The sequence below is a fragment of the Caulobacter sp. Root1472 genome (assembly GCF_001426985.1).
GTDB lineage: Bacteria > Pseudomonadota > Alphaproteobacteria > Caulobacterales > Caulobacteraceae > Caulobacter > Caulobacter rhizosphaerae.
In genome coordinates this window covers 278766-302596 of the sequence record NZ_LMFX01000012.1, presented here as the reverse complement: position 1 = coordinate 302596, position 23831 = coordinate 278766, and the positions used below count along the sequence as shown (strand labels likewise).

Genomic DNA, 23831 nt, shown 5'->3' with positions numbered 1-23831 from the left:
TAGCCAGCCGGCCACGCGCCCCGATTCCAAAACCTGCCTCCACGAGCCCGCCCAGAGCGGACTGATGAGCGATCAGCCCGTCACCGTCAGGGTCGCCTTTTTCAGATCCACCGAGTTCGGGCCGGCCAGCAGGGTGAACTGGCCCGGCTCGACCACGCGCTTCATCTCCAGGTTCCACAGCGACAGGTCCAGCGGCGAGACCTCGAAGGTCACGGTCTGCTTGGCGCCCGGAGCCAGGCTTACGCGCTTGAAGTGCTTCAGTTCCAGCAGCGGGCGGGTCACCGAGGCGGCCTCGTCGTGGATGTAGAGCTGCACCACCTCGTCGCCGGCCACCTTGCCGGTGTTGGTCACGTCGACCTCGACCCTGACGCTCTCGTTGGCGCCGATCTGGGCCTTGGCCGGACGCGGCGCCGAGATGTCGAAGGTAGTGTAGGACAGGCCGAAGCCGAACGGATAGAGCGGCGAGGTGTCGCCCAGCAGGTAGCCGCGGCGAGCCGTGGGCTTGCGGTTGTAGTAGATCGGCAGTTGGCCGACGTCGCGGGCGATGCTGACCGGCAGCTTGCCGCCCGGATTGGCGCGGCCGAACAGGATGTCGGCGGCGGCGTTGCCGGTTTCCTGGCCCAGGTACCAGCCCTCGACCAGGGCGTCGGCGCGCTCGGCCAGCAGGTTCACCGACAGCGGCCGGCCATTGAGCAGGAACACCACGGTCGGCTTGCCCAGGTCGAAGATCGCCTTGGCCAGGTCGTTCTGCTGGCCGACGAGATCCAGGCTCTCGCGGTCGCCCAGGTGGGCGTCGGCCCAGGCCTCACGGCTGGTCTGCTCGTTGTCGCCCAGCACCATGACGACCACGTCGGCCTTGCGGGCCACCTCGACGGCCTCGGCGATCAGCTTGGCGTTGACGGCCGGGTCGACCAGCTTGACCTCGTCCTGCGCCCAGATCCGGGCCTCGGTGATCCGCACGGCCTCGGCGTAGTCCAGCGTGAAGCCGCTCTTCTTGGCTTCCGCCTGCAGGCCTTCGTAGATCGACACCACGTGGCGCGGCACATCGCTGTAACCGCCGATCGGGGTGTCCTTGGCGTGGGTGCCCAGCAGCGCCAGGCGCTTGAACTTCGACGGATCGAGCGGCAGCACGCCCTTGTCATTCTTCAGCAGCACCACCGCCTTGCGGGCCGCCTCGCGGGCCAGGGCGATCGCGTCGGGCGCTGCGGTCTTGGCGTCGGCCGTCTTCTCGTCGGCATAGGGGTTCTCGAACAGGCCGCCTTCGAACTTGACGGCCAGGACACGGGCCACGGCCTCGTCGACCGCCGCCTGCGACACGCGGCCCGACTTCACCAGCTCCGGCAGCAGGGCGTAGGCCTCGCCGTCAGGCAGCTCGACGTCGACCGTGGCGTTCATCGCCATCACGGCGGTCTCGGCCAGGCTGTCGGTCAGCTTGTGACGGTCGCGCAGTTCCTTGATGGCGAAATAGTCGCTCATCGTCACGCCCTTGAAGCCCCACTCGCCCCGCAGCACGTCGTGCAGCAGCCAGCGGTTGGCGTGCGAGGGCACCCCGTCGATCTCGTTGTACGACGGCATGACCGAGCGCACCGGCAGCTCCTTCACCGCCCGCTCGAATGGCGGGAAGAAGTTCTCGCGCAGCGTCCGCTCGGCGATCTGGGCGGGGCCGACATTGGTCCCGTTCTCCGGCTGCCCGTGGCCGGTCATGTGCTTGAGGGTGACGAACACCTTGTCCTTGGCCAGCGGCAGGGTCTTGCCCTGGAAGCCGCGGATCGCCGCCAGGCCGATCTCGGCGCACAGGTGCGGATCCTCGCCGTAGGTCTCCTCGATGCGGCCCCAGCGCGGGTCGCGGGCCACGTCGACCACCGGGGCCAGGGCGATGTTCGAGCCGCGGGCCCGCATCTCGCGGGCGGCGACGGCGAAGCACTTCTCCACCGTGTCGGGATCGAAGGTCGAGGCCATGGCGATGGCCTGGGGGAAGCTGGTGGCGTCGCGCGCGACATAGCCGTGCAGGGCCTCGTCGTGCATCAGCATCGGGATGCCCAGGCGCGTCTGTTCCATCGCCCATTTCTGGGCGGCGTTGACGTAGCGGGCGGTCTCCTTGGCGTTGCGGTTGACCGAGCCGTCGTCGGCGCCGGCGGCGGCGTCGACCACCGCGGCGGCCTTGAGGCCCTTGCGGTCGCTCGGGCGCGAGATCTGGCCCAGGCCGTTGGGGAAGTTCTTGCTGGCCTCGGCGGGCGAGAACTCGCCCTGGGGGGTCTGGACCTTGGCCTTGGTCAGCCAGACGCCGATCAGTTGGGCCGCCTTCTCCTCCAGCGTCATGCGCGAGAGCAGGTCGCGGACACGCAGTTCGACAGGCTGGGCAGGGTCCTTGTACAGCGGCTTGTCGCCCGCTTTCGGCGCGGCGGCGCGGGCGAGGGTCGTCGACGCGGCGGCCAGGGCGGCCAGGCTGACGCCGAGCGTGCGACGGGTGACGGTCTGGCGCATGATCTCTTCGTTTCCCCATAATGGAACAAACCGCCCTAGGGACGGTGGCGGCGTTGCTCGCCGACGTTGAGGGGCACTATGGAAGCAGAGATCTGACCACTCAAGTTTTTTATGGTACCGGTCTCATTTCCTCGCCTAGGATCGAGGCCGAACAAGCAAGATCCCTCGTCGGAGGGGCTGGAGGAAGCCTTGGATATCGCAAGACGCACCCTGGTCGGGCTGGTGGCCGCGCTGTCGGTGACCGCCTCCCCGCTCGCCCTCGCCCAGGCCGCGCCCGGCAAGGCGGCCAAGACGGAGCGCTGGGTGGCCTCCTGGGCCTCGGCCCAGATGGTCCCGGCGGCAAAGGACGCCCTTCCCGCCCCCGACGTCACCGACGGCACGCTGCGCCAGACCCTGCGGCTCAGCACCGGAGGCGGCAAGATCCGGGTGCGGCTGTCCAACGCCTTCGGGACCGAGCCGCTGAAGCTGTCGGGCGTCCACGTCGCCCTGGCCGCCGCCCCGGGCTCGGCCCGGATCGACCCGGCCAGCGACCGCGCCCTGGCCTTCTCCGGCCGCTCCGAGGTGACGATCCCCCCGGGCGCCGAATACCTGTCCGACCCGATCGACTTCCCAGCCAAGCCCCTGGCGAACCTGGCCGTGACGCTCCGCTTCGACGGCGCGCCGCCCGCCCAGCAGACCAGCCACCCGGGCTCGCGCACCACCTCGTGGTTCGGGCCCGGCGACCAGCTGGCGGCCGCCGAGCTGACCGGCGGCAAGTCACTGGACCACTGGTTCCAGATCTCGGGCGTCGACGTGCAGCGCCCGGCCGGGGCCAGCCTGGTGACCTTCGGCGACTCGATCACCGACGGCTACGGCGTCACCACCAACGGTAACAATCGCTGGCCCGACCTCCTGGCTGCGCGCCTGCAGGCCGATCCGCGCACCCGGGGCGTGGGCGTGCTCAACGCCGGCATCGGCGGCAACCGCCTGCTGCTGGACGGCCTGGGGCCCAACGCCATGGCCCGTTTCGACCGCGACGTGCTGAACCAGGCCGGCGTGAAGTACGTCATCCTGCTGGAGGGCGTGAACGACCTGGGAGTCCTGACCCGCGACCAGCCCGCCGGCCCCGAGGCCCACGCCGCCCTGGTGGCGCGGATGACCGCCGCCTACGACCAGATGATCCGCCGCGCCCATGATCGCGGGATCAAGGTCTACGGCGCTACCGTCATGCCTTTCGGCGGCTCGGCCTACTACCATCCCGACGCGGCCAACGAGCAGGACCGCCAGGCGATCAACGCCTGGATCCGGACGCCCGGCCGCTTCGACGCGGTGATCGACTTCGACAGGCTGACGCGCGACCCGGCCCGTCCCAGCCGGCTGTCCTCCGCCTACGACTCCGGCGACGGCCTGCACCCCTCGCTGGCCGGCTACAAGGCCATGGCCGACGCCGTGCCGCTGGACCTGTTCACGCGCTGACGGCGGAAACGCGCGGCCGGAAACAAACGGGCGGAAACAAACCTGCAATGTCTTGACCCTAGACCAAGGTCTCGCTCGATTGACACCGGTTTCCATGAAAGACTGGACAGGGCGGATTCAGGGAGGGGGCGAATGGCCCGCGCAAGACATTACCTCAAGGCGGCGCTGCTGCTGTCGGCTGCGCTGACCGCCACGCCCGGGCACGTCCACGCCGCCCCAGACCCTCAGGGCGACAGCGGCCTGCTGTTCCACCTGACCGGCGACAAGGGCCTGACCGCCGACCTGGCCGGCGGCGAGGCCGCCCCCAACTTCGCCGACAAGGTCAAGATCAAGACCGACCCCGTCCACGGCCCCTATATCGAGGCCGCCGGCGAGGAGACGCTCAGCTGGATGGCGTCGGGCAATATCTATGCACAGCGCGGGACGCTCAGCTTCTACTGGCGGGCGCGCGACCCGGTCGGGACCACGCCCTTCCCGCTGTTCCGCGTCGGCTACGCCGACCACACCAGCTGGGACATGGCCTGGCTGCGCATCGACTGGAACGGCAAGGGCTTCGACGCCTTCGTCACCGACAACAATCTCGCGCGGGTGCGGGTCAGCACGACGGCCGCGCCGCCCCGGCCCGACCAGTGGATCCTGGTCACCTTCACCTGGGACGAGGCCAAGGGGATCGCCCTCTATATCGACGGCAAGCCCGTCGCCTCGAAAGCCCAGGCCGCCGCCCTGGACGCCGGGCTGGACCAGTTCGGGCCGCACAGCCGGGTGATCTCGCCCCACCAGGTGCAGAGCGCCTACCAGTTCATCCGCGGCGGCGACGTCGACGACATCCGCGTCTACGACCGCGCCCTGGACGCCGTCGCCGTCGCCGGCCTAGCCGCCGGCAAGGACCCCGCCCCCGCCGTCGCCGCCACCGACGCCAAGACCTGGCTCCACCGCTACGGCTGGGACCGTCCGACCGATCCGCCGCCCTACCTGGCCGACGCCCGGACCACGATCCGCAAGGTCGAGTTCACCGACCAGTTCGACCTCAAGGAACGCATGACCCTGGGTTCGGACGGCGTTGCCGAGACCACCTGGCCCGGCGTCTACAACCGCTCGAAACTGCCCGGCCGTCACGACTATTTCGAGCTGCCGGACTGGAACGTCTATGTCGAGGGCGGCAAGGCGATCACCTTCACCCTGCCCGACGAGCCCTATAACCGCCTGGAGGTCCAGGGCGCGGCCTACGGGTCGCTGACCACGATCGACGCGGCCGGCCGTGAGACCCCGCTGGCCAAGCGCCCCAAGGGTGAACTGCGCACCTTCAACCAGTTCGCGGCCCTGAAGGGCGGCAAGCTGCGGTTCGACAACCTGGTGCAGGAAACCCCGATCCAGGAGCTGGCGGTCTACAACGTCACGGGCGCCGCCGAGCCTGACGAGTTCACCCTCAGCTACGTCGTGCGCCCCGGCGCCGACCCGGCCGCCTATCCGACGCTGGACGCGCTTTCGACCTTCGTGAAGGGCCGGTACGCGGCCGGCGAGCGGACCATCGTCGCCGCCCTGCCCGCCGCCGCCCCGACCAAGCCTCGCGCCGATACGACGGTCCTACCAGGCCAGCCGATCGCCCACGTGCTGATCCCGGCCGACTTCCGCCAGGCCCGCCCCGGCGGCCCGGTCGGCAAGTTCCAGTACGGCTGGCAGGGGATGGACGCGGGCCTGGACGGCCTGGCCATCGATCTCCCCGCCCTCAAGGTCAAGCCGACCCACGGCGAGCTGTTCGCGCTGAACATCAAGGTCAAGGACCCGCTGTGGCCGGGCCGCGACCTGATCGACGTCAACGTCTCGGTCAAGCCCGGCGAGGCCCGCACGGTGTTCCTCGACACCCGCGACCGCCTGCTGCCGGAAGGCCGGAGCCTCTATCTGACCATCGCCGGGGCCGGCGCCGACTTCGACGCCCGGCAGTTGGATGGCATGGCCGTGCGCCTGAAGTTCAAACCCGCCGCCGACGCCAAGGCCGAGCACGTCGCCGACCGCCTGGCCCAGGCGCGCGACAACCTGGCCTTCCTGGTCGAGGAGCACGATGTCTCCAAGCGCCTGGCCCGCTACCAGCGGCTGGACCTGGAGCTGTCGGACCTGCTGCGCGTCGACCCGGCCAACCTGCACGGCCGTGAGATGTGGGCCGAGCTCAATCCCGAGCAGCCCGGCGTCCCCGTCACCCTGCCGACCGCCCCGGCCGGCGTCCCGAAGTGGGCCTTCCTGCAGGTCGAGGACCTCAAGCGGGTGCGCAAGTTCATCGAATGGTGGATCGACAACCGCCAGGTCCCATACGGCGACTTCGGCGGCGGCATCTCGGACGACGACGACCTGACCCAGCAGTGGCCGCCCCTGGCCCTGATGGGCGACATCCCCGACAAGACCACCGCCTCGCTGAACGCCCTGCTCGACGCGGCCTACAGGAACGACATGATCCCGGGCGGCCTGTCCAAGATCAAGACCGACGAGCTGCACTCGTACGAGGAGGCGATCAACCTCAAGGCCGAGGCCATGTACACGAGCTATGGCGACCCCAAGGTCGTCGAGCGGATGATGGAGACCGCCCGGGCCTATCCGACCGTCGCCAACAGGGGCGAGGACGGCCACGTCCACATCCTCAGCCGTTTCTTCTCGGCTGCCGACGTGTCGCGCGACGGCCCCTGGGGCTGGTCGCATCCCTATTCGTACCTGATCCTGCACCCGGGCCTGCTGATCGCCGACTTCAACGGCGATCCGACGATGCGCAAGCTGATCGTCGACCTGGCCGACGGCCACCTGGCCCACGGCAAGCAGGATCCGGACGGGACCTGGCGCTATCCGGAGGACATCAACGCCGCCACCGGCCAGTCGCGCGGCGAGCTGACCGGCAAGGGCCGCGGCAATGTCTCGGCCATGCAGCTTTTCTGGGCCGCCTGGCGCTGGACCGGCGACGAGAAATACCTGCGGCCGCTGAAGGGCGAGATCGCCCACCAGTCGGGCCGGGGCCTGGACGAGCTGAACAGCGACGTCATCGACATGCTGGGCCTGCGCGCCCAGGCCGCGCCGATGATCAAGGCCATGGTGGACAAGGGCTCGGACGATCCCTTCGTGCTGTACCAGGCCTGGCGCTCGACCGGCGACACCGCCTATCTGGAAAAGGTCTATGGCGACGAGATCACCACCGCCGAGCAGCGGATGTGGATGGTCACCGAGGCCCACTGGTGGTCGGACCGGGTGGAGCTGTTCAGCGACATCCTGCAGCGCTCCCGCCTCGGCGGCATGGCCCTGCGCCGCAACCAGATGTTCCCCGGCCACCTGGTCAGCTGGCGGTTCGATACGCCGACCGCCGCCGAGGACGTCGGCATCCTGGTCACCGGCGGACAGAAAAGCTTCAAGGTCACCGGCTACAACCTGACCAGCCAGCCGCTGCACGCGGTGATGACAGGGTGGGACGTCGCGGCCGGCCAGTGGTCGGTGACGCGGGCCGCCGACGGAGTCGCCGAGCCGGCGGCCTTGGTGGCTTTCGAGCGCACCACCGGCCTGGACGTGACCTTCGCGCCCGGCAAGACCACGACCTGGGAGTTCACCCTGCAGACCCCCGCCGCCACGCCCGTCACCGAACGCCCCGACCTCGGGATCAGCCGGGACGACGTCAAGGTCGGCCGGTCTGGCCTGACCGTCACAGTCCACAGCCTGGGCGCCAATCCGGCCCCGGCCTCGGTCGTGCTGGTGGAGGACGCCTCGGGCAAGGAACTGGCGCGGGCGACCACGCCGGTCCTGCCGCCGCCCCTCGACCTGAAGCCGAAAACCGCGACGGTCGCGCTAAAGGTCGCCTGGAAAAGCGGTTATCGCGTGCGCATTGTCACCCCGGCCGGCGCGCCGGAAATCACCCAACTGAACAATATCGTTGTCGCCCCCTGATTTAGCTTGGAGACCCCGGAGCCGATCCGCTCCGGGGGCGTTGCTTCGCCCATGGCCGAAACCCTCACCGTACCCCGCGACCTCGTCCAGCGCCTGCGCGCCCGGCTCCCCGCCGTGACCCGCGAGCATCTGTTCGACTGCTACGCGATCAGCGAAACCACCTGGACCAAGCTGCGCGACGGCAAGCCGATCAAGCGCTCGACGCTTGAGCGGATCCTGCAGCGCTACGAACGCCTGCTGGCCCGCGCGGCCTGAGGCGACAGGCGACTCGCGCCTGATTCTCGGCGTCGCCGGCTTCTTTTCGCAACCGCACAACGAATTCGCACTTGCGCAAACCTTCGTCCGTCAGCGGACGGAAAAAGCGTCACGCCTTTATAATGGGTTGAAATAGCGAGAATTTTCCGCAAGTTGACGCCTGTCAGCCCCCGCCGGAAAGGCGCGTTTACCCTCATTCTCATGATGAGGTGACAAAGCGCGTTTGGCCCGGCAGGGTTGGCTCTCTTTTGATTCCCAGCAGATGAGCTGATTTATGAACGTTTCGGATCTGGTCGACGCCGCCGTGGCCGCCGACGACAAGCTGACCAAGACTCAAGCCAAGGCCATCATCGACGGCGTCTTCAAGTCGCTGACCGAGGCCGCCGTGAAGGGCGAAGAAGTCTCGATCCCGGGCTTCGGCAAGTTCAAGGTCCAGGCCAAGCCGGCCCGCACCGGCCGCAACCCGTCGACGGGCGCCGCCATCGAGATCGCGGCCAGCAAGAAGGTCGCCTTCACGCCGGCCAAGCAACTGAAGGACGCCGTCAACGGCTAATCCCTCGGCGAGCGGCCGGTCTCACCACCGGCCGCTCCTCCTGGCCCGCCAAGCGCGACCAGACATTTCCGGGCCACGCGCCCGATGCGGGCGCTTTCGCCCTTTGCCGACACTTCGACCTCTCGACGGCGTCTCGCCTCGTTTCCGCTGTCGTGTCAGGCTCCTTGCATGAAACACCTCCGACGGTTCACCGGGCTTTTCCTGGGGTTCGCCTGCCTCTGCGCCGGCGCCCGCGCCCAGACCCTCGACCGCGCGCCGGGCGAAAGCGACCTGGCCTTCGCCACGCGCGCGCTCGGCCTGTCCAAGGACGCCGAGCCCCATACGACCCCGGCCGCCTGGAACGGCGTTCCCACCCTGTTCGTCGACTACAAGACCAGCGACGCCGATCCGGAGCGCCCGCTGGTCGCGCTCCAACGGCAGGCCGCCGGCGGCTATCGCACGATCCAGGTCACCCTGGGCGAACAGGAGGGCGGAACGCCTGACATCCTGGCCATCGGTTTCGCCAACGCCGACCGCGATCCAGAGCGGGAGCTGATCGTCATCCTGGCCTGGCCGCAGGTTCACTATGATTTTTCCGGCACGCTCTACGAGGTCCGCCTGTTCGACGCCCCCAAGCCCGGCCAGGCCGAGCTGACCCTGCTGCCGGTCAGCGGCAAATTCGGGACCGGATGGGAGTGCGGCCGACGCGAAGGCCCTGACGAACACTACCGCTTCAAGACCGTGGCGGCGGTCAAGGCCGAGCTGAAGCGGCTGGGTTACTAGCCACCAGGTCGACACAGCCGACGGACTGCGGCGGCGTGGCTACGGCCACTGGCGGCCGATCGCCCTGTTCGTGGCCTCTCCTGCTCTCTCTCCGCCCTGGCTGGCGCCGGTTTCCGGCCGGCCCGCCCGTTGCGCTCGCGCGAACCCTGTGGATACTGGGATCGTCGCCGCCGGGGGTCCCTCCGTCTTGCTCGTCTTCACGCCCACGGTTCGTGGATCCGGCGGGTTCACGGGCGCCTTCGCCAGCCCGGATGGCGCTGTCCTGGCGGTCGCCAGCGCCTTTCCGCTCCTGACCAACCCGCCCGCCCGCGCCGCCTATGGCGGACAATGGCTGCGATATCGCCTCGCGCTCCACCGGCGCGGCGAACCGGCGCCGTTCGCCGTGTTCGACGGCCTGTCGCTGCCGATCACCGCCGTGGCCTTCCATCCCACCGACCCGGTTATCGCCATCGGGGCCGGCAGCTATGACGGCGGTTGGATGTTCGAGGGCGACCTGGTCTTCTGGGACTGGACCGCCGACCGCGCCTGGCGGCCCTTCACGCAGACCCCCGAGGTCGCGCGCTGCGCCTTCGACGCCAGCGGCGAACGGCTGGAGGTGATGGTCAGGCCCTGGGACGAGGAATGGGGCTGGGACGAGAACCCCACCGATCCCTTCGAACGCTTCTACCCGCTGGTCGTCGACTATCGTCCGGCCGACCACGGCACGGCGTCCGAAGCGCGCATCGGCCCGCTGACCGGCGTCGTCATCGCCCATCTGGACCTCGCCGAGGCCGCCGGCCGGATCGCGGACGACCAGCAGCTCGCCGACTGGTTCGCCGTGGCTTCGCCGGTCCGACGCGGCGCGATCTGGGACGTCGCCTGGCTGGATGACGGTCGCCTGGCGGCGGTGCACGACGACTGCCAGCTCGAAGTCCACGACCTCGCGCGCGGCGAGGTGCGGCGCTACGACGGCGAAGATTCAGGTGTGGCCATCCTCCGGGCCTCGCCGCCGATCATCCATGTCACGCCCTCCGGCCATGCGCGCGGCAACGCCCAGGCGCGGCTGATGGTCTTCGCGGACGACGCCCTGAGAGAGTGGCGCCGGTTCGATGGAATCTACGCCTTCTCGGCATCGACACGCGGGCAGGTGCTGGGACGGCTGGACCGGCGCTCCGAACCCGGCGCCCAGCGCGACCTGCTCCTCGATACGGTCACGGGCGACGTCCGCGAGATCGACCTGGGACACTACGACGTCTTCAACCACTATCTGGGCGTCGACGGCGCCCCGGACCTCTATTTCCTCCAGGGCGCGCCCCCATCGTCACACGAGCACAAGCGGATGTGCCGCCTTCGACCGGATAGCGAGGTGGAGCGCCTGTGGCCGCTGCTGCGGGCGGACGGCGGTCCGGCCAGCCATGCGATGGAATGCCTGGGTCACGCCGTCGAGGACGGTTTGGGCGCGGGCCTGATCGTCGCCGGTCGCCACTACGACCCCAACCCGTCTCAGGCGGCCCAGGGCTTCATCTATCGCAAGCCGCTGGACGCGGACCGCGAGATCTGGCGCCACGCGACCGCCGGCTCGGCCAGCGCGATCGCCCACCTGCCCGAGCTGAGCCTGGTGGCGGCCGCGTTCCTCGACGGCGCGCTGACCCTGTTCGACGCGGCGACCGGCGCGATCCGGGCGACGGGCGCCGCGACGATCGACGGCTTTCCCACGGTGATCTTCGCGATGGATGCGAGGGGCGACGCCTTGGCGGTGGGGACCTTCGACGGCCGGATCGCCGTGTTGTCGGCCAGGGCGCTGATCCAGGACCACGCCGCGGGCGGGCCGATCGACCTCTCCAGCTAGGCCGCCGCGCCCTGCCGGAACTCCCGGGGCGACATCCCGTACTGGTCGCGGAACGCCCGGCTGAAGTGGGCCGAACCGTTGAAGCCCCAGCGGAAGCAGATCTCGGAGATCGACAGCCGCGCGTGCTGCGGGCTGGCCAGGTCGGTGCGGCAGCGCTCCAGCCGGCGGGTGCGCAGGTAGTGGCTGAAGGTCTCGTCGGCGCTGGCGAACAGCTTCTGGACGTAACGGGGCGAGACCCCCTCCTCGTCGGCCACCCGGCGCAAGGACAGGTCCGGGTCCGGCAGCAGGGTCTCGATGGTCTGGCACAGGCGCTGGAGGTGGGCGGTGGGCGCGCCGGCGTTGGCGCCCAGCACGTCGGTGGCCGCCCCGCCCTCGGCCAGGCAGATGGCCAGGAACTCGGTCAGGGCCAGCTCGACGGGTCGCAGCTGGTCGACGGTCAGGTCCTCAAGCCCCTCGGCCGTGGCCCGCAGCAGGCCCGACAGGATGTGGGTCACCCCGGTCGCCGCCTGCAGTCGTCCCACCCGCAGGCTGACCGGGGTGATCAGGCGGTGGTCGAGGGCCACGCGGGGCGCACGGACGAACATCAGCCGGCAGCGGGTCTCCAGCCGCAGGGCCGCGGCTTGGCCGGTCGGGCCGTAGGCGATGTCGCCGGGGACCAGCGCCTCGGCCAGGTCGTCGGTGACCAGGGTGGCCGCGCCGCCCAGCAGCACCGCCAGCCAGACAGCCGCCGGTTGGCCGCTGAGGCGTCCGGAGATCGCTTGGGCCCCCGCCTCGACCAGGGCGAACTCGATGCCCAGCGGTGAAGCCAGACAGACCACCGAGGCGCTGGCCGGCTCGGCGTCGGACAGGCCCTCGACCGGCAGGCCCAGCCGGTTCATCGCCTCGCGCCAGGCCTGCGCCCGCTCGGCGCGTGGATGACTGTCGGTGCTGAACGACCAGGCCTTCATGGCGCCGCTAGCCCTTCATCTGGGGAAAGATGTCGCGCGGGATGCGCACGTGGCAGCCCTGCTTGCCGTCCACCACCTGGGTGACGCCGAAGTCGCTGGCCACGCTCATCAGCGAATAGGCGTCATTCCGCGACAGGCCGACATGGTCGGACAGCAGGGTCAGCATGTTCAGCGACGCGTCCTTCATGGCCACGTTAAGATCCTCGTGGAAGCCATGGACGATCCACCATTTCGGCGTTTCCAGCAAAGGTCCGGGCGCGACGAAGTCCTTGCGCAGGACGATCTGCATCAGCACGGTCAGCGAGCTCTCGATCGCCGTGCCGGAGATCTCGCCGTCGCCCTGGCTGACGTGCGGATCGCCGATCGAGAACAGCCCGCCCTCGACCTGGACGGGGTAGTACATCGTCGCCCCCGCCCCGATCCGCCAGTTGTCGATATTGCCGCCGTGGGCGCCGGGCGGGATGGTGCTGACCCGGCCGTCGACGGCGGGCGCCACCCCGGCTGTCCCGAGGTGCGGCCGCGCCGCCACCCGCACGCCGTTCAGGGCCGGCTGGCGGTCGCATTCGGGGCAGCGGGTGATCGTCCCCGGGATCAGGTACTTGCCCGGAAAGTCGTAGGCGTAGAGGGCGCTGGCGGTGTTGGTGTTCTGATCCAGTTCGTAGATCGTCACCCGCTCCTTCTCGCCGAACTCCTTGTAGAGATAGCCCCAGTTGGCGGCGAGGTTGGAGCCGTAGTTGTTGCGCGGGACCATGCGCAGGTAGCGCACCTCCAGCACGTCGCCGGGCTTGGCGTCCTCGACATGGATCGGCCCGGTCATGATGTGGACGCCGGGATTGCGGTCGTTCTCGGGGATCTCGGTGAAGATGCGGGTGACCGCCTCGTCCATCATCAGCTCGGGGGCGTCGCCGGCGTGGTGGGTGATGGCCTCGGCGCTGACCAGGTCGCCGCTCTTGATGCGCAGGGCCGGCCTGATCGACGGATCGAAATAGCCCCAGTGCACGGTGGCCGGCGTGGCGTTCAGGGTGTGCAGGGCGGTGGGCAGGACGTCGGGACGGGTCTGGCCGGGTTCGCAGATGAAGGGCATCGGTCTTCGATCCTCAGGCGGCCGAGAGCGTGACCGATGTCATGCTCAGCGAGCCGTGCTCGATGTGGTCGGGGGCGAAGGCGGCGACGTCGCCGGGCAGGCGCGCGCCCAGCACATAGAGCAGCGGCCAGTAGTGGTCCGGGGTCGGGACCGACCGGGCGGCGTCCTGGCCCTGCGAGGCGAAGTCCACCGCCCGCTCGGGCGCGTCGTCGACGATCGCCTGCTTGATGTGGTCGTTGAACCGCTGCGACCAGTCGTAGGGCGCGCAATGGCGCTCGCCCCAGTTCATGGCCGGCAGGTTGTGGACGATGTTGCCGGTGCCGACGATCAGCACCCCTTCGTCGCGCAACGGGGCCAGCCGCTTGGCCAGCTCGAAGTGCCACTCGGGCGGCTTGGTCGCGTCCATCGAAAGCTGCACCACCGGCACGTCGGCGTCCGGATAGACCTTGCTCAGCACCGACCAGGTCCCGTGGTCCAGCCCCCAGCCCTGCTGGTCCAGCGCCACCGGCTGGGGCGCCAGCAGGTCCCTGACCCGCGCCGCCAGTTCGGGCGAGCCGGGAGCCGGATACTGCATGTCGAACAAGGCCTTGGGGAACGAAGCTCCGAAGTCGTGGATGGTGCGCGGGGCGGTCATGGCGGTGACGGCGACCCCCTGGGTCAGCCAGTGGGCCGAGACGCAGAGAATGGCCCTGGGCTTGCCGAACGCCGCGCCCATGGCCTTCCAGGTTTTGGTGGTGTCGTTGGTCTCAAGGGCGATCATCGGGCTGCCGTGGCCGAAGAAGACGACGGGCATGCGGCTCATGCGACGACCTCCGGCTGGCTCGCGGAGGTCTTCATCGCCGCCCAGGCCTTCTGGTAGCGGGGCGTGAGCCAGCGGTTGAACTGCACCTGCGCCCCCTCCTGCCAGGAATAGCGGCCGCGCACGGCGAACCGCGAGCGCAGCCCCACCTGCACCAGTTCGTCGACATGCATGTCCTGGGCGATGATCTTGCCCGCCGAGGTCATGATCATCTCCAGCCGCTCCTCGAAGCCTGGCGTCTCGGTGGCGCCGGGCGCGACCAGCAGGCCGGTGTCCTGCTCCATGGTCTCCGGGCCGGTCGGCCGCAGGATCAGGTAGATGACCATGTCGCTGGTCATCACCAGCGACAGGGTCGGCGGGATGTTGGCGAAGGTGGCGCGGTTGCGGTCCTCGTCGGTCAGCCCGGGGAAGATCGGCAGGACCGCCTTCTGGGTCGGGTTGAAGCTGACGTCCGGATGGGTCGTGCCGTTGTAGCGCAGGAAGCCGGCGTCGCCCTCGGCGGCCTCGGGGAAGCTGCACAGCTCGCTGGGGATGAAGTCGTGCAACGGGCCGCGGTGCAGCTTGTTGGCGTGGTAGCCGTCGTTGTTGTTCTCGAACATCACCTTCCAGTTCCAGGCGAACTGGCCCGTCATCGGCGGGCTCAGGCCCTCGGCGTTGGCCAGGTCATAGCTGGCGATGGCGTCCTCGACCGCCTTCAGGCGCGGGGCCAGGGGCGGCGCCTCGGCGTCGAAATTGATGAAGATGAAGCCCAGCCAGACCTCGACCTTGAAGGCCGGCAACCGGACGGCCCTCTTGTCGAAGTCGCAGGCCCGCTCCATAGCCGGGGCGTTCACCAGGTCGCCGTTCAGCGAATAGACCCAGTGGTGGTAGGGGCAGACGAAGCCGCGGGTGTTACCCCGGCCCTCGGCCACCAGCATGGCGCGATGCTGGCACACCGCCGACATCGCCTTGATCTCGTCGGAGCGGTTCCTGGTGACGATGATCGGCTCGCCGATGATGGTGGTGGTGAAGTAGTCGCCCTGCTCCTTCACCCAATCGACGCGGCCCACGCACAGCCATTCGTGGTTGAACAGCGCCTCCTTCTCGAAGGCGTAGAAGGCCGCGTCGGTGTAGCAGGCGGGCGGCAGGGTCTCGGCCGCGTCGACGTCGCGCATCGAGCGCGACAGGCCGTCGAAGAACGCGTCGTTCAGGTGAGAGCCTGGCAAATGGGATGCGGGCGTGGGGCCCATGGCGCATGCGCTCCTTCGAGAGATCGATACGAAGGCTAGGCGCGGCGCGCCCGTCGGTCTTGCACCAGCGCGCACGATAACTTGGCCGTCGCCCGATGCGCGGGCGGCGCCGCCGGGTTCTCGGGCGGAAATGAGCAAAAGACGCGCAAGGCGCGCGCATCGCCGACTTTGCGGTACGCGCACGGAAAGCGATCGGGCGCGCTGGGGAAAGACGCGCCTGACGACCATGCCTAGCCTCGGGTCCAGACAGCTTCCAGAGGACCACGCCCGTGGACATGACGCTCGCCGACGACCTGACGATCTCGGACCTGAAGCCCGGCTTCGGCGCGCGGATCCACGACATCGACCTGCCGTCCGCCTCGGACGCCGAGCTCGATAAGGTGGTCGCCGCCTTCCACCGCCATGGGGCCGTGGTGGTGTCCGGCCAGACCATGGCGCCGGACGACCTGATGCGCTTCATCGCCCGGTTCGGCGAGCCCGAGGACCATACCCAGACCCGCTTCACCCTGCCCGGCTATCCGAAGATCTTCATCCTCAGCAACCGGGTGGTCGACGGCAAGCCGATCGGCGCCCACAACGACGGCGTGGGCTGGCACACCGACTACAGCTACAAGCCCGAGCCGGTGATGCTGACCATGCTCTACGCGGTCGAGGTCCCCGACGAGGGCTCCGACACCCTGCTGGCCGACGGCTGCGCCGCCTGGAACGCCCTGTCGCCGGAGAAGCAGGCGCAGTTGCTGCCGCTGAGCCTGCACCACAGCTACCGGCACTTCATGGCCACCCGTGAGTTCGGGGCGCAGGTCCTCTCGCCCGAGATGGCGGCGGCCAATCCGGACGTCGAGCACCCGCTGATCCGCACCCACCCCGCCGACCGCCGCAAGGCGCTGTGGCCCTCCACCGGCACGGTGACCGAGGTGATCGGCAAGCCCGGTCCCGAGGGCTTGGCCCTGATCGACGAACTGGTGGAATTCATGACTGGCGACGACTTCGTCTATCGCCACAAGTGGGCCAAGGGCGACCTTCTGATGTGGGACAACCGCTGCACCCTGCACACCGGCACGCTCTACGACGACACCAAGTACTTCCGGACCATGCACCGGCTATGGGTGAAGGGCGACAAGCCTTATTGATCGTGGTGCGAAATCCTCGTCCTTCGACAAGCTCAGGATGAGGATTTCGACTGAACCGCCGTTACATTCGCCCTCATCCTGAGCTTGTCGAAGGACAAGGGCGTCCCGCTGACCGACCGGAAGAGAAAATGACCCAGACCTGGCTGATCACCGGCGTCTCCGGCGGGCTCGGGCGCGAGATCGCCCTGGCGGCCATCGCGCGCGGCGACCTCGTGTTCGGCACGGTGCGCAAGGCCGAGGCCGCCGAAGCGTTTGAGCGGCTGGGCGGCCGCGCCCTGGTGCTGGACGTCACCGACGAGGCGGCCGTGCGCGCGGGCGTCGCCCAGGCCGAGGCGGCGGCGGGGCGGATCGACATCCTGGTCAACAACGCCGGCTACGGCCTGGTCGGGGCGGTGGAGGAGGCCTCGCTCGACGAGGTCCGCGCCCAGTTCGAGACCAACGTCATCGGCCCGCTGACCATGCTGAAGGCGGTGCTGCCGGCCATGCGCGCCCGCCGCGCCGGGCGGATCATCAACATCACCTCGGTCTCGGGCCTGGCGGTCTGGGCCGGCACCGGCGTCTACTGCGCCAGCAAATGGGCGCTGGAAGGCCTGACCCAGACCCTGGCCGCCGAGGTCGCCGAGCTGGGGATCAAGGTCACCAATGTCGCGCCCGGCGGCCTGCGCACCGCCTTCGCCGGCGGCTCCAAGGCCGTAGTGGCCGGCAAGATCGCCGACTATGACGGCCTGGCCCGCGACGCCGAGCGGATCATGGCCGACCACGCCGGCCACGAGCCCGGCGACCCGGCCAAGGCGGCCCAGGCTGTCCTCCAGATCGCCGATGCCGAGGCCCCGCCGATGCACCTGCTCCTGGGCCAAGACGCCCTCACCTACGCCGGCTACGCCGCCGCCAGCCTGAAGGCCGACATCGACACATGGAAGGGCCTCACCCTATCCGTCGGCTTCGATTGAGCCGCCAAACCCTCGTCCTTCGACAAGCTCAGGATGAGGGTTTGGACTGAACCGCCTTTTGCATTCGCCCTCATCCTGAGCTTGTCGAAGGACGAGGGCGCTCCACAGACGCCGCCAAGGATTCCCAAATGACCAACACCCTGATCTTCGTCGACCTGGCCTCGGACGACCCCGACGCCGCCGGCCGGTTCTATGCGCAGGTGTTCGGCTGGGAGAACGACGCCCGGCCCAGGGGCGAGTACCACCGCATGGTGCCCGGCGGCTTCTTCAAGAAGAGCGACGGAACCGACAGCGAGATCGGCAACCTGCACCTGGGGATCTTCAAGGCCGCCAACGCCCGCCCCCATCCCGAGCCCGCCGGCGTCGAGCCCCGCAGCCTGTCGACCGACGGTCGCAAGCCGCGCATCTGGGTGCTGATCGGCGACGACGACAGCGCCGACCGGATCCTGGGCGCGGCCGCCAGCCTGGGCGCGGAACTGCTGTGGCGCGACCACTACTGGGCCGAGTTCAACGGCTACAACCACGCCTTCCGCGACCCGTGGGGCAACGAGATCGTGCTGTGGGGCAAGGCCGGCGCCAGCCCGGAGATCCCCGAAAGCTTCACGCGGGAATAGGCCGGCTCACCGGAACTCCAGCACGTCGCCGTCCAGCGGCGTCTGGTCGCGCCTGGCCGACGGCGGGCCGGACGAGACCTTCGTCGTTTGGTCGAGGGCGTCGCTGACGGGCTCGCGGCCCAGATAGTCGAAGCGGTCGATCACGAACGGCAGGCCCTCGGACTCCTCGAAGGTCGGCGCGTCGGTGACCTGAAAATGCAGGTGGGGCGCGTTGGCGGCGCCCGACTGGCCAAGGAGCCCGATCACCGCGCCGCGCTTGACCCGGTCGCCGGCCTTGACCGTCAGGCTGCCGGGTCGGAGGTGGGCGTAGGACACGAAGACCTTGGGCGCGATCTCCAGCACCACGAAATTGCCCATCAGCGAGCGGGCGGTCAGTTCGGCCGGGGAAGGCGGGCTGGTCATCGGCCGGTTGTCGGGCTGGCCGTCGCGGGCGTCGCGCACCACGCCGTCGGCCACGGCCAGCACCGGCGCGCCATAGCCCGCCCAGTCGGCGTTCGTCGACTCGGTCAGCTTGTCGAGCGCGGCGCGCACGGCGTGCCCCGCCCCGTCCAGCCCGAAGAAGTCGATGGCGTAGCGCTGGGGAATGGTCACCCGGCCATTGGCGGCGACCGGGCTTCCCCAATGGTGGGACAGGTGATTGCCCGGGCCCTCATGGGCCAGCCACCGCCCGGTGCCCAACGGCGGGCCGATGACGATCGGCGGTGTCGTGTCGACGGCGGTGAGGACGCCATCGACCTGCTGCTCCGGGCCGGCCGGGGGTCGGAACTCCAGCTGATGGCGCAGCACCTTGGGCGGCCTGGCGCCGGCCGGCAGGTCGAGCCACAGGAACAGCACCACCCGCTCGCCGCCCTCGACTGGAACGCCGTCCCGCGCCACGTCGGCCGGATGGGCCAGCAGGTCGTTGACCTGGGCGTCGATGAAGCTGGTCAGCGGCGCGGCGTCGTCGTCGGCATAGACGCTCACCCGCCGGAGGATCAGCGTGCCGGTGTCCTTGTAGAAGTTAGTGACATGCAGCTCGTAGGCCAGATGGGTCGCTCCGTCGGTGGCGACCGTCGGTCGAGGCGGTTGCGGAACCCTGACCTCGACCGGCGCCTGGGCGAAGGCCGGAATGGGCGGAGCGACCGCGGCCCGGGCTTGGGCTCCAACCAGCAAGGCGACCAGCGCTAGGCCAGGGAGGTATCGACGCAACTTCACCAGGACGGCCTCCCACGCTCCGCCTGTTTGAGAACGCCCTGCCCGTCCCTGTCAAACATCAAGCGTCTGGCCGGGTTTGGACGGGTCGATCTTCAAGGCCGTGCGTGGTGCTCGTCCTTCGACAGGCTCAGGATGAGGCCCCTCTACCGACCCGGCAGTAGAAACCTCATCCTGAGCCTGTCGAAGGACGAGGTTTCGGCCCCAAAGCTATTGTCCTAGAACGGCCGGTCGCCCGCCACCGTCACGCGGTAGCCCGTGCGGGTGTCGGGGAAATAGTCCCAGATCGCCTGGTGCCAGGTGCAGCGGTTGTCCCAGAAGGCCACCGAGTTCTTCTTCCAGCGGAAGCGCACCTGGAAGTCCGGATTGGAGGCGTGCTGGTAGAGATAGCTGAGGATGGCGTTGCTCTCGGCCTTGGATACGCCGGCGACATGGGTCGTGTAGGACGGGTTGACGAACAGGCTCTTCCTGCCGCTGACCGGATGGGTGCGGACGATGGGGTGGGTCGAGCAATTGTACTTGCGGTCCAGGTCCGGGAAGATCGCCTTGTAGACCGGATTGGCGTCGTGCACCGCCGACAGGCCCTCCAGATAGGCCTTCATCCGGTCCGACAGGGTCTCGTAGGCCGCGTACATGCTGGCGAAGCAGGTGTCGCCGCCGTCGTCGGGCAGGACCTTCATGTAGAGGATGCTGCCCAGGGGCGGTTCGGGGTCGCAGGTCAGGTCCGAGTGCCAGTTCTCGCCGGCCACGAACTTGGAGTTGGCGTCGGCGTGGATGGCGACGATCTCCGGGTGCTCGGGCAGGCCCGGGACGCCGGAATGGATCGCCAGGTTCCCGAACTTGCGACCCAGGTCCTTGTGGGCGTCGTGGTCCATCTGCTGGTCGCGGAAAAAGATCACCTGATGTTGGGTCAGGGCCCGGTGGATCTCCTCGAACTGGCGGTTGCTCAGCGGCTTGCCCAGGTCGACGCCGAAGATCTCCGCGCCGATCCGGCGGGTCATCGGCCTCACATCGAGCACGTCATAGGCCATGTGGCGTAACTCCAACTAAATGGTCAGGAAACCGCCGCGCACATAGACGAGCGGGGCCTTGGCTTCGTCGACCACGACGCGCAGGACGCGGCCGACCAGGATCTCGTGATCGCCGCCGTCGTGGGCGGCGTGCAGCTCGCATTCGACGGCCGCGACGGCGCCGGAGAGCAGCGGCGCGCCGCAAACCCCGGCCTTGACGGCCGTCAGGGCGAAGCGGTCGTCCGCCCCGCTTCGGGCAAAGCGATGGGCCAGGTCGCCCTGGTCGCTGGCCAGGATGTTCACGCAGAACGTCCTGGCCTGGCCCAGCGCCGCCAAGGTGCGGCTGTCGCGCTTGAGGCAGACCATGACCAGCGGCGGGTCCATCGACACTGAGCTGAAGGCGCTCACGGTCGTTCCCACCAGCCGGCCGTCATGACAGACGGTGACCACCGTCACCCCCGCCGCGAAGCTGCCCATGGCCTTGCGGAAGTCGTGCGGCTCGGGGGCCATGTCCCTGGCGACGGCGCTCATCCTTCGGTCCCGAACGGGTTGTCGGGATAGACGGCCGAGGCCGGGCGTTTCCCGCTGTCCTCGGGACTGGCCCGGCCACAGACCGCCAGCGCGGTCAGGGCGTAGACCAGGGCGCTGTCGACCAGGTCCTGCGGGGTCGGCCGCCAGCGCTTGAAGCCAGTGGTGATGGCTGGGATGCGGTGCATGTTGAACACGTTGTGGTCGCGCCACATGCTGGAATAGACCGGGTTGGCCAGGGCCACCGGATGGCCCAGGCTCAGCCGGGTGGCGTCGTCGACGGCGGCGACCAGCGGGGCCACCTCGCGGGCGTCGGCCTCGAAGCCGTGGCGCACCACCACCGGCTCGATGTCGATGCGGCCCAGGCCGTTGTCGCGGACCATGGCCTCCAGCGCGTGCTGGACGTCGGCCACCCGCTGCTTTGGCGTCAGGCCCACCTCGAGATAGAGGTTCACCAGCTCGGTGCCTGCCCCGAAGGCGAACGGGATACCGCCGCGGATCGAGGCGATCTGCGACTTGGGCTGGGCCACGCCGCCGGGACTGTCGTAGCGGTTGGCCTTCTCGTACGCCCCGCTCCAGGCGTGGATGGCCTCGGTCAGCTTGCCGATCTTGTAGATCGGGTTGGGGTGCTGGGCCGCCGTCTCCGGATGCTCCAGCAGCGGGGTGAACACCCCCTCCCCCCACACCTGGAAGCGGAACACCGCATAGCCGCAGCCCACCCAGGTCAGGCCGAAGTCGCAGCCTTCGGCGGCGATGGCGTAGTCGGGGGCCACGCCGCCGTGGTGGAACAGGTAGTGGGCGCCGATGTCCTTGCCCATGTAGGCGACGCCGCGGTGCTCTTCGATCGGCTCGGGGCCGATCTCGCCGGGACAGGCGGTCAGGTACATCTTGCCGGCCAGTTCGTAGCCGGCGGTCTTCAGCGCCTTGGCGGCGATCAGGAAGCAGCTCATCGGGCCGCGATCATTGGCGATCGGGTAGCCGTACAGCTTGCCGTCCTCCAGCCAGCACTTTTCCCATTCGGGATTGGCTATCGTCTCGGGCGCGTACTTGTAGGCGTCGAGATCGGGGTTCCAGGTCGGCGCCTCGGTGTCGAGGTGGGCGGTGAACAGCAGGTTCTTGCCCACCCCCTTGCCGCCATGCGTGCCGATGATGTTCGGACGTTCCGGCGTCGCCCCGACCTTGCGCGGCGAGAAGCCCTCGCGCGCCATCCAGTCGTAGACGTAGGTGGCGACCTCCAGCTCCTTGCCCGAGGGCGCGGGGATGTTGCCCAGGGTCAGGGCCAGTTCGACCAGCTCGTCCTGGCTGATCGCCGCGGCGATGGCGGCGCGGTCCTCGTCGGTGACCTGGTGGGGCGCGGCGGCGCCCAGCGGCGGAAATCCGTCGGCCATGCTCAGGCGGCTCCTTTCCAGGCGTCGGCGATCGCGGCCGTGTCGGTCAGGATCGCGCTGTTCAGTTCCATCACCTTCAGCGACGCCTCGTGGAGGTCGACCTCGTAGGCGGCGCAGGCGTCGGCGGCGACGAACACGTGGTAGTCCAGGTCGAAGGCGTCGCGGACGGTGCTGTCGACGCAGCACTCGGTGGTCAGGCCCGCCACCACCAGGGTGTCGACGCCCATGTCCCGCAGGCGCTGGTCGAGGTCGGTGCCGACGAAGGCGCTGTAGCGGGTCTTGCGCACCACCGGTTCGCCCGGCGCCGGCTGGGGCCCATAGAACTCGGATCCGGCCTGGCCGGCCCGGCACAGGGCGGCGTCGACGTCCGGGTTTCCCCCGCGCCGGCGCAGGCGCTCGTTCCAGGCGGCGGAGTCGGTCTCGGGCGTGGTCCACAGGCCGACGAACACCACGGGGGCGCCGGCCGCGCGGGCGTCGGCGACCAGCTTTTCGGCGGCCGCCAGGGCGGGCTTGACCACGCCCATGTCGATGAACGCGCCCAGCACCCCGTCCGGCGAGGCGAAATCGACCTGCATGTCGACCACCAGCACCGCCGTGCGGCCCGGGGCGATCCAGGCGGCCAGGTCGTCAGTCCCGCTCACGAATAGACCGCCCGCAGGCCCGGCAGGATGTCGGCCCCGAACATGGTCAGGCCCTCCACATAGTCCGGGAAGATCAGCATCAGCCCGTCCAGCTCGCAGTAGGTGACGAATTCCTCGATCTGGGCGGCGCAGCTTGGCGGAGAACCCACGACGGTATGGGTCATGAAGGCCCCCTGCTGCCTTGCCACCGTGTCCAGCTTCTCGGCCGGCACGCCCCAGCTGGCCAGCATGGCCAGGATCGCGCCCATGTCGGCGCCGTCCTTGTAGTGCTCGACCATGGCCGCGGCCTTGGCGTCGGTGTCGCCGTGGACGACCGTGCACATGGCGTAGGTCTTGATGGTCTTGCCCATCGCTTCGGCGGTCGTCTTGGCCCGCAGCGAGGCGTCGCGGCGCTCGTCGGGCGTGCGGCCGCCGATGAAGCAGGCGTCGGCCTCGCGCACCGAGAACTGGAAGCCGCGGTCGGACATGCCGGCGCAGACGATCTCGGGACGCGGCTTGGCCAACGGCTTGGGCTTGGACTGGCAGTCCTTCATCGTGAAGAACTTGCCGGCGAAGTCGACGCTGTCCTCGGCCCACAGGCGCTTGACGATGGTCGTCCATTCCTCCGTCAGGGCGTAGCGGTCGTCGTGGGACAGGCTGTCGTCCCACGCCCCCATCTGGTCGAACTCGCCCTTGTAGGCGCCGGCCACGATGTTCAGCCCGGCCCGGCCGCCGCTGATGTGGTCGAGCGTGGCGATCATCTTGGCGGCCACCGCCGGGTTCTGCAGCAGCGGGTGGATGGTGGCCCAGATCCGCACGTTCTTGGTGGCCTCGGCGATGCCGGCCATCATGGTCACCGACTCCAGGGCCGTGCCCCAGTGGTCGGTCTCGCCGCCGAAGCCGCGGAACTTGCCCATCGACATCACGAAGTCCATGCCGACCTGGTCGGCGGTGACCGCCGCGGCCCGGTTCTGCTGGTAGAGGCCGTCGAGGACCGGGGTGGTCTTGGAGATGATCCAGCCGCCGTTGGCGACCGGCAGGAAGACCCCGAAGTCCTTGTGCTTGGATGGACTATGGAACATGGCGGCTCCT

At 69.2% G+C, this 23831-nt stretch carries 20 protein-coding genes; 9 read left to right on the top strand and 11 right to left on the bottom strand.

Going from position 1 to position 23831, the window contains the following annotated elements:
• Positions 1 to 72 precede the first annotated feature (72 nt).
• Positions 73 to 2484: a glycoside hydrolase family 3 N-terminal domain-containing protein gene (locus ASD47_RS10280; protein WP_056755364.1), complete on the bottom strand. Its 2412-nt coding sequence runs from the start codon at positions 2482 to 2484 to the stop codon at positions 73 to 75.
• A 195-nt stretch (positions 2485 to 2679) separates the two neighbouring features.
• Here ASD47_RS10280 and ASD47_RS10275 point away from each other — a divergent pair, with 195 nt between their 5' ends.
• The 6 genes from ASD47_RS10275 (at position 2680) to ASD47_RS10250 (ending at position 11249) form a co-directional block, all read left to right on the top strand.
• Positions 2680 to 3939, top strand: a complete 1260-nt coding sequence (locus ASD47_RS10275) for an SGNH/GDSL hydrolase family protein (protein ID WP_369800285.1) — start codon at positions 2680 to 2682, stop codon at positions 3937 to 3939.
• 132 nt (positions 3940 to 4071) lie between these two features.
• Positions 4072 to 7851: a LamG-like jellyroll fold domain-containing protein gene (locus ASD47_RS10270; protein ID WP_082564560.1), complete on the top strand. Its 3780-nt coding sequence runs from the start codon at positions 4072 to 4074 to the stop codon at positions 7849 to 7851.
• Between the two features lie 51 nt (positions 7852 to 7902).
• Positions 7903 to 8106, top strand: a complete 204-nt coding sequence (locus ASD47_RS10265) for a hypothetical protein (RefSeq protein WP_018060960.1) — start codon at positions 7903 to 7905, stop codon at positions 8104 to 8106.
• A gap of 274 nt (positions 8107 to 8380) precedes the next feature.
• The gene (locus ASD47_RS10260) at positions 8381 to 8659 is read left to right on the top strand and encodes an HU family DNA-binding protein (RefSeq protein WP_028037777.1); all 279 of its coding nucleotides are present in this window, start codon (positions 8381 to 8383) and stop codon (positions 8657 to 8659) included.
• A gap of 168 nt (positions 8660 to 8827) precedes the next feature.
• Entirely contained in the window at positions 8828 to 9421 is a 594-nt protein-coding gene (locus ASD47_RS10255) for a hypothetical protein (protein ID WP_056755358.1), read from the top strand.
• Between the two features lie 187 nt (positions 9422 to 9608).
• Complete coding sequence (locus tag ASD47_RS10250) at positions 9609 to 11249, top strand: hypothetical protein (RefSeq protein ID WP_056755356.1); 1641 nt, start codon at positions 9609 to 9611, stop codon at positions 11247 to 11249.
• On the opposite strand, the gene ASD47_RS10245 is transcribed toward ASD47_RS10250, so the two are convergent.
• From ASD47_RS10245 to ASD47_RS10230, 4 genes are read right to left on the bottom strand one after another with little or no spacing between them, the layout of a single operon-like run.
• The gene (locus ASD47_RS10245) at positions 11246 to 12196 is read right to left on the bottom strand and encodes a helix-turn-helix domain-containing protein (protein ID WP_056755353.1); all 951 of its coding nucleotides are present in this window, start codon (positions 12194 to 12196) and stop codon (positions 11246 to 11248) included. The two genes, ASD47_RS10250 and ASD47_RS10245, sit on opposite strands and share 4 nt — an antisense overlap.
• Before the next feature lie 7 nt (positions 12197 to 12203).
• Positions 12204 to 13280 (bottom strand): acetamidase/formamidase family protein, encoded by a 1077-nt coding sequence (locus ASD47_RS10240; RefSeq protein ID WP_056755350.1) that lies wholly within the window; start codon positions 13278 to 13280, stop codon positions 12204 to 12206.
• A 13-nt stretch (positions 13281 to 13293) separates the two neighbouring features.
• On the bottom strand, positions 13294 to 14082 hold the full coding sequence (ygiD, locus tag ASD47_RS10235; protein ID WP_056755348.1) for a 4,5-DOPA dioxygenase extradiol: 789 nt from the start codon (positions 14080 to 14082) through the stop codon (positions 13294 to 13296).
• The gene (locus ASD47_RS10230) at positions 14079 to 15308 is read right to left on the bottom strand and encodes an aromatic ring-hydroxylating dioxygenase subunit alpha (protein WP_200945247.1); all 1230 of its coding nucleotides are present in this window, start codon (positions 15306 to 15308) and stop codon (positions 14079 to 14081) included. The genes ygiD and ASD47_RS10230 overlap by 4 nt, the downstream gene beginning before the upstream one ends.
• A gap of 275 nt (positions 15309 to 15583) precedes the next feature.
• Here ASD47_RS10230 and ASD47_RS10225 point away from each other — a divergent pair, with 275 nt between their 5' ends.
• The 3 genes from ASD47_RS10225 to ASD47_RS10215 all read left to right on the top strand — a co-directional run bounded on the left by ASD47_RS10225 (position 15584) and on the right by ASD47_RS10215 (position 18002).
• Positions 15584 to 16438 carry a TauD/TfdA family dioxygenase gene (locus tag ASD47_RS10225; protein ID WP_056755701.1) on the top strand — a complete coding sequence of 285 codons (855 nt, stop codon included), beginning with the start codon at positions 15584 to 15586 and terminating at the stop codon, positions 16436 to 16438.
• Positions 16439 to 16566: 128 nt separating this feature from the next.
• Positions 16567 to 17388, top strand: a complete 822-nt coding sequence (locus tag ASD47_RS10220; protein WP_056755345.1) for an oxidoreductase — start codon at positions 16567 to 16569, stop codon at positions 17386 to 17388.
• Positions 17389 to 17516: 128 nt separating this feature from the next.
• Entirely contained in the window at positions 17517 to 18002 is a 486-nt protein-coding gene (locus ASD47_RS10215) for a VOC family protein (protein ID WP_056755344.1), read from the top strand.
• A 6-nt stretch (positions 18003 to 18008) separates the two neighbouring features.
• On the opposite strand, the gene ASD47_RS10210 is transcribed toward ASD47_RS10215, so the two are convergent.
• The 6 genes from ASD47_RS10210 to ASD47_RS10185 all read right to left on the bottom strand — a co-directional run bounded on the left by ASD47_RS10210 (position 18009) and on the right by ASD47_RS10185 (position 23821).
• The gene (locus ASD47_RS10210) at positions 18009 to 19196 is read right to left on the bottom strand and encodes a M23 family metallopeptidase (RefSeq protein ID WP_156402195.1); all 1188 of its coding nucleotides are present in this window, start codon (positions 19194 to 19196) and stop codon (positions 18009 to 18011) included.
• A 215-nt stretch (positions 19197 to 19411) separates the two neighbouring features.
• Positions 19412 to 20224: a TauD/TfdA family dioxygenase gene (locus tag ASD47_RS10205; RefSeq protein WP_056755338.1), complete on the bottom strand. Its 813-nt coding sequence runs from the start codon at positions 20222 to 20224 to the stop codon at positions 19412 to 19414.
• Positions 20225 to 20239: 15 nt separating this feature from the next.
• Complete coding sequence (locus tag ASD47_RS10200; protein WP_056755335.1) at positions 20240 to 20734, bottom strand: flavin reductase family protein; 495 nt, start codon at positions 20732 to 20734, stop codon at positions 20240 to 20242.
• A complete protein-coding gene (locus tag ASD47_RS10195; protein WP_056755333.1) occupies positions 20731 to 22119 on the bottom strand; it encodes a hypothetical protein in 1389 nt (462 codons plus the stop codon). The genes ASD47_RS10200 and ASD47_RS10195 overlap by 4 nt, the downstream gene beginning before the upstream one ends.
• Positions 22120 to 22121: 2 nt before the next feature.
• A complete protein-coding gene (locus tag ASD47_RS10190) occupies positions 22122 to 22760 on the bottom strand; it encodes a cysteine hydrolase family protein (RefSeq protein WP_056755330.1) in 639 nt (212 codons plus the stop codon).
• Positions 22757 to 23821 (bottom strand): LLM class flavin-dependent oxidoreductase, encoded by a 1065-nt coding sequence (locus ASD47_RS10185; RefSeq protein ID WP_056755328.1) that lies wholly within the window; start codon positions 23819 to 23821, stop codon positions 22757 to 22759. Before ASD47_RS10185 ends, ASD47_RS10190 begins: the two co-directional genes overlap by 4 nt.
• Positions 23822 to 23831: the final 10 nt, after the last annotated feature.

Bases quoted from the DNA above. Each gene is read 5' to 3' on its own strand.
- ASD47_RS10230 (WP_200945247.1), bottom strand. From the start codon at position 15,308: ATGGGCCCCACGCCCGCATCCCATTTGCCAGGCTCTCACCTGAACGAC.
- ASD47_RS10280 (WP_056755364.1), bottom strand. From the start codon at position 2,484: ATGCGCCAGACCGTCACCCGTCGCACGCTCGGCGTCAGCCTGGCCGCC.
- ASD47_RS10200 (WP_056755335.1), bottom strand. From the start codon at position 20,734: ATGAGCGCCGTCGCCAGGGACATGGCCCCCGAGCCGCACGACTTCCGC.
- ygiD (WP_056755348.1), bottom strand. From the start codon at position 14,082: ATGAGCCGCATGCCCGTCGTCTTCTTCGGCCACGGCAGCCCGATGATC.
- ASD47_RS10265 (WP_018060960.1), top strand. From the start codon at position 7,903: ATGGCCGAAACCCTCACCGTACCCCGCGACCTCGTCCAGCGCCTGCGC.
- ASD47_RS10240 (WP_056755350.1), bottom strand. From the start codon at position 13,280: ATGCCCTTCATCTGCGAACCCGGCCAGACCCGTCCCGACGTCCTGCCC.
- ASD47_RS10225 (WP_056755701.1), top strand. From the start codon at position 15,584: ATGACGCTCGCCGACGACCTGACGATCTCGGACCTGAAGCCCGGCTTC.
- ASD47_RS10215 (WP_056755344.1), top strand. From the start codon at position 17,517: ATGACCAACACCCTGATCTTCGTCGACCTGGCCTCGGACGACCCCGAC.
- ASD47_RS10185 (WP_056755328.1), bottom strand. From the start codon at position 23,821: ATGTTCCATAGTCCATCCAAGCACAAGGACTTCGGGGTCTTCCTGCCG.
- ASD47_RS10270 (WP_082564560.1), top strand. From the start codon at position 4,072: ATGGCCCGCGCAAGACATTACCTCAAGGCGGCGCTGCTGCTGTCGGCT.
- ASD47_RS10220 (WP_056755345.1), top strand. From the start codon at position 16,567: ATGACCCAGACCTGGCTGATCACCGGCGTCTCCGGCGGGCTCGGGCGC.
- ASD47_RS10195 (WP_056755333.1), bottom strand. From the start codon at position 22,119: ATGGCCGACGGATTTCCGCCGCTGGGCGCCGCCGCGCCCCACCAGGTC.
- ASD47_RS10205 (WP_056755338.1), bottom strand. From the start codon at position 20,224: ATGGCCTATGACGTGCTCGATGTGAGGCCGATGACCCGCCGGATCGGC.
- ASD47_RS10255 (WP_056755358.1), top strand. From the start codon at position 8,828: ATGAAACACCTCCGACGGTTCACCGGGCTTTTCCTGGGGTTCGCCTGC.
- ASD47_RS10260 (WP_028037777.1), top strand. From the start codon at position 8,381: ATGAACGTTTCGGATCTGGTCGACGCCGCCGTGGCCGCCGACGACAAG.
- ASD47_RS10245 (WP_056755353.1), bottom strand. From the start codon at position 12,196: ATGAAGGCCTGGTCGTTCAGCACCGACAGTCATCCACGCGCCGAGCGG.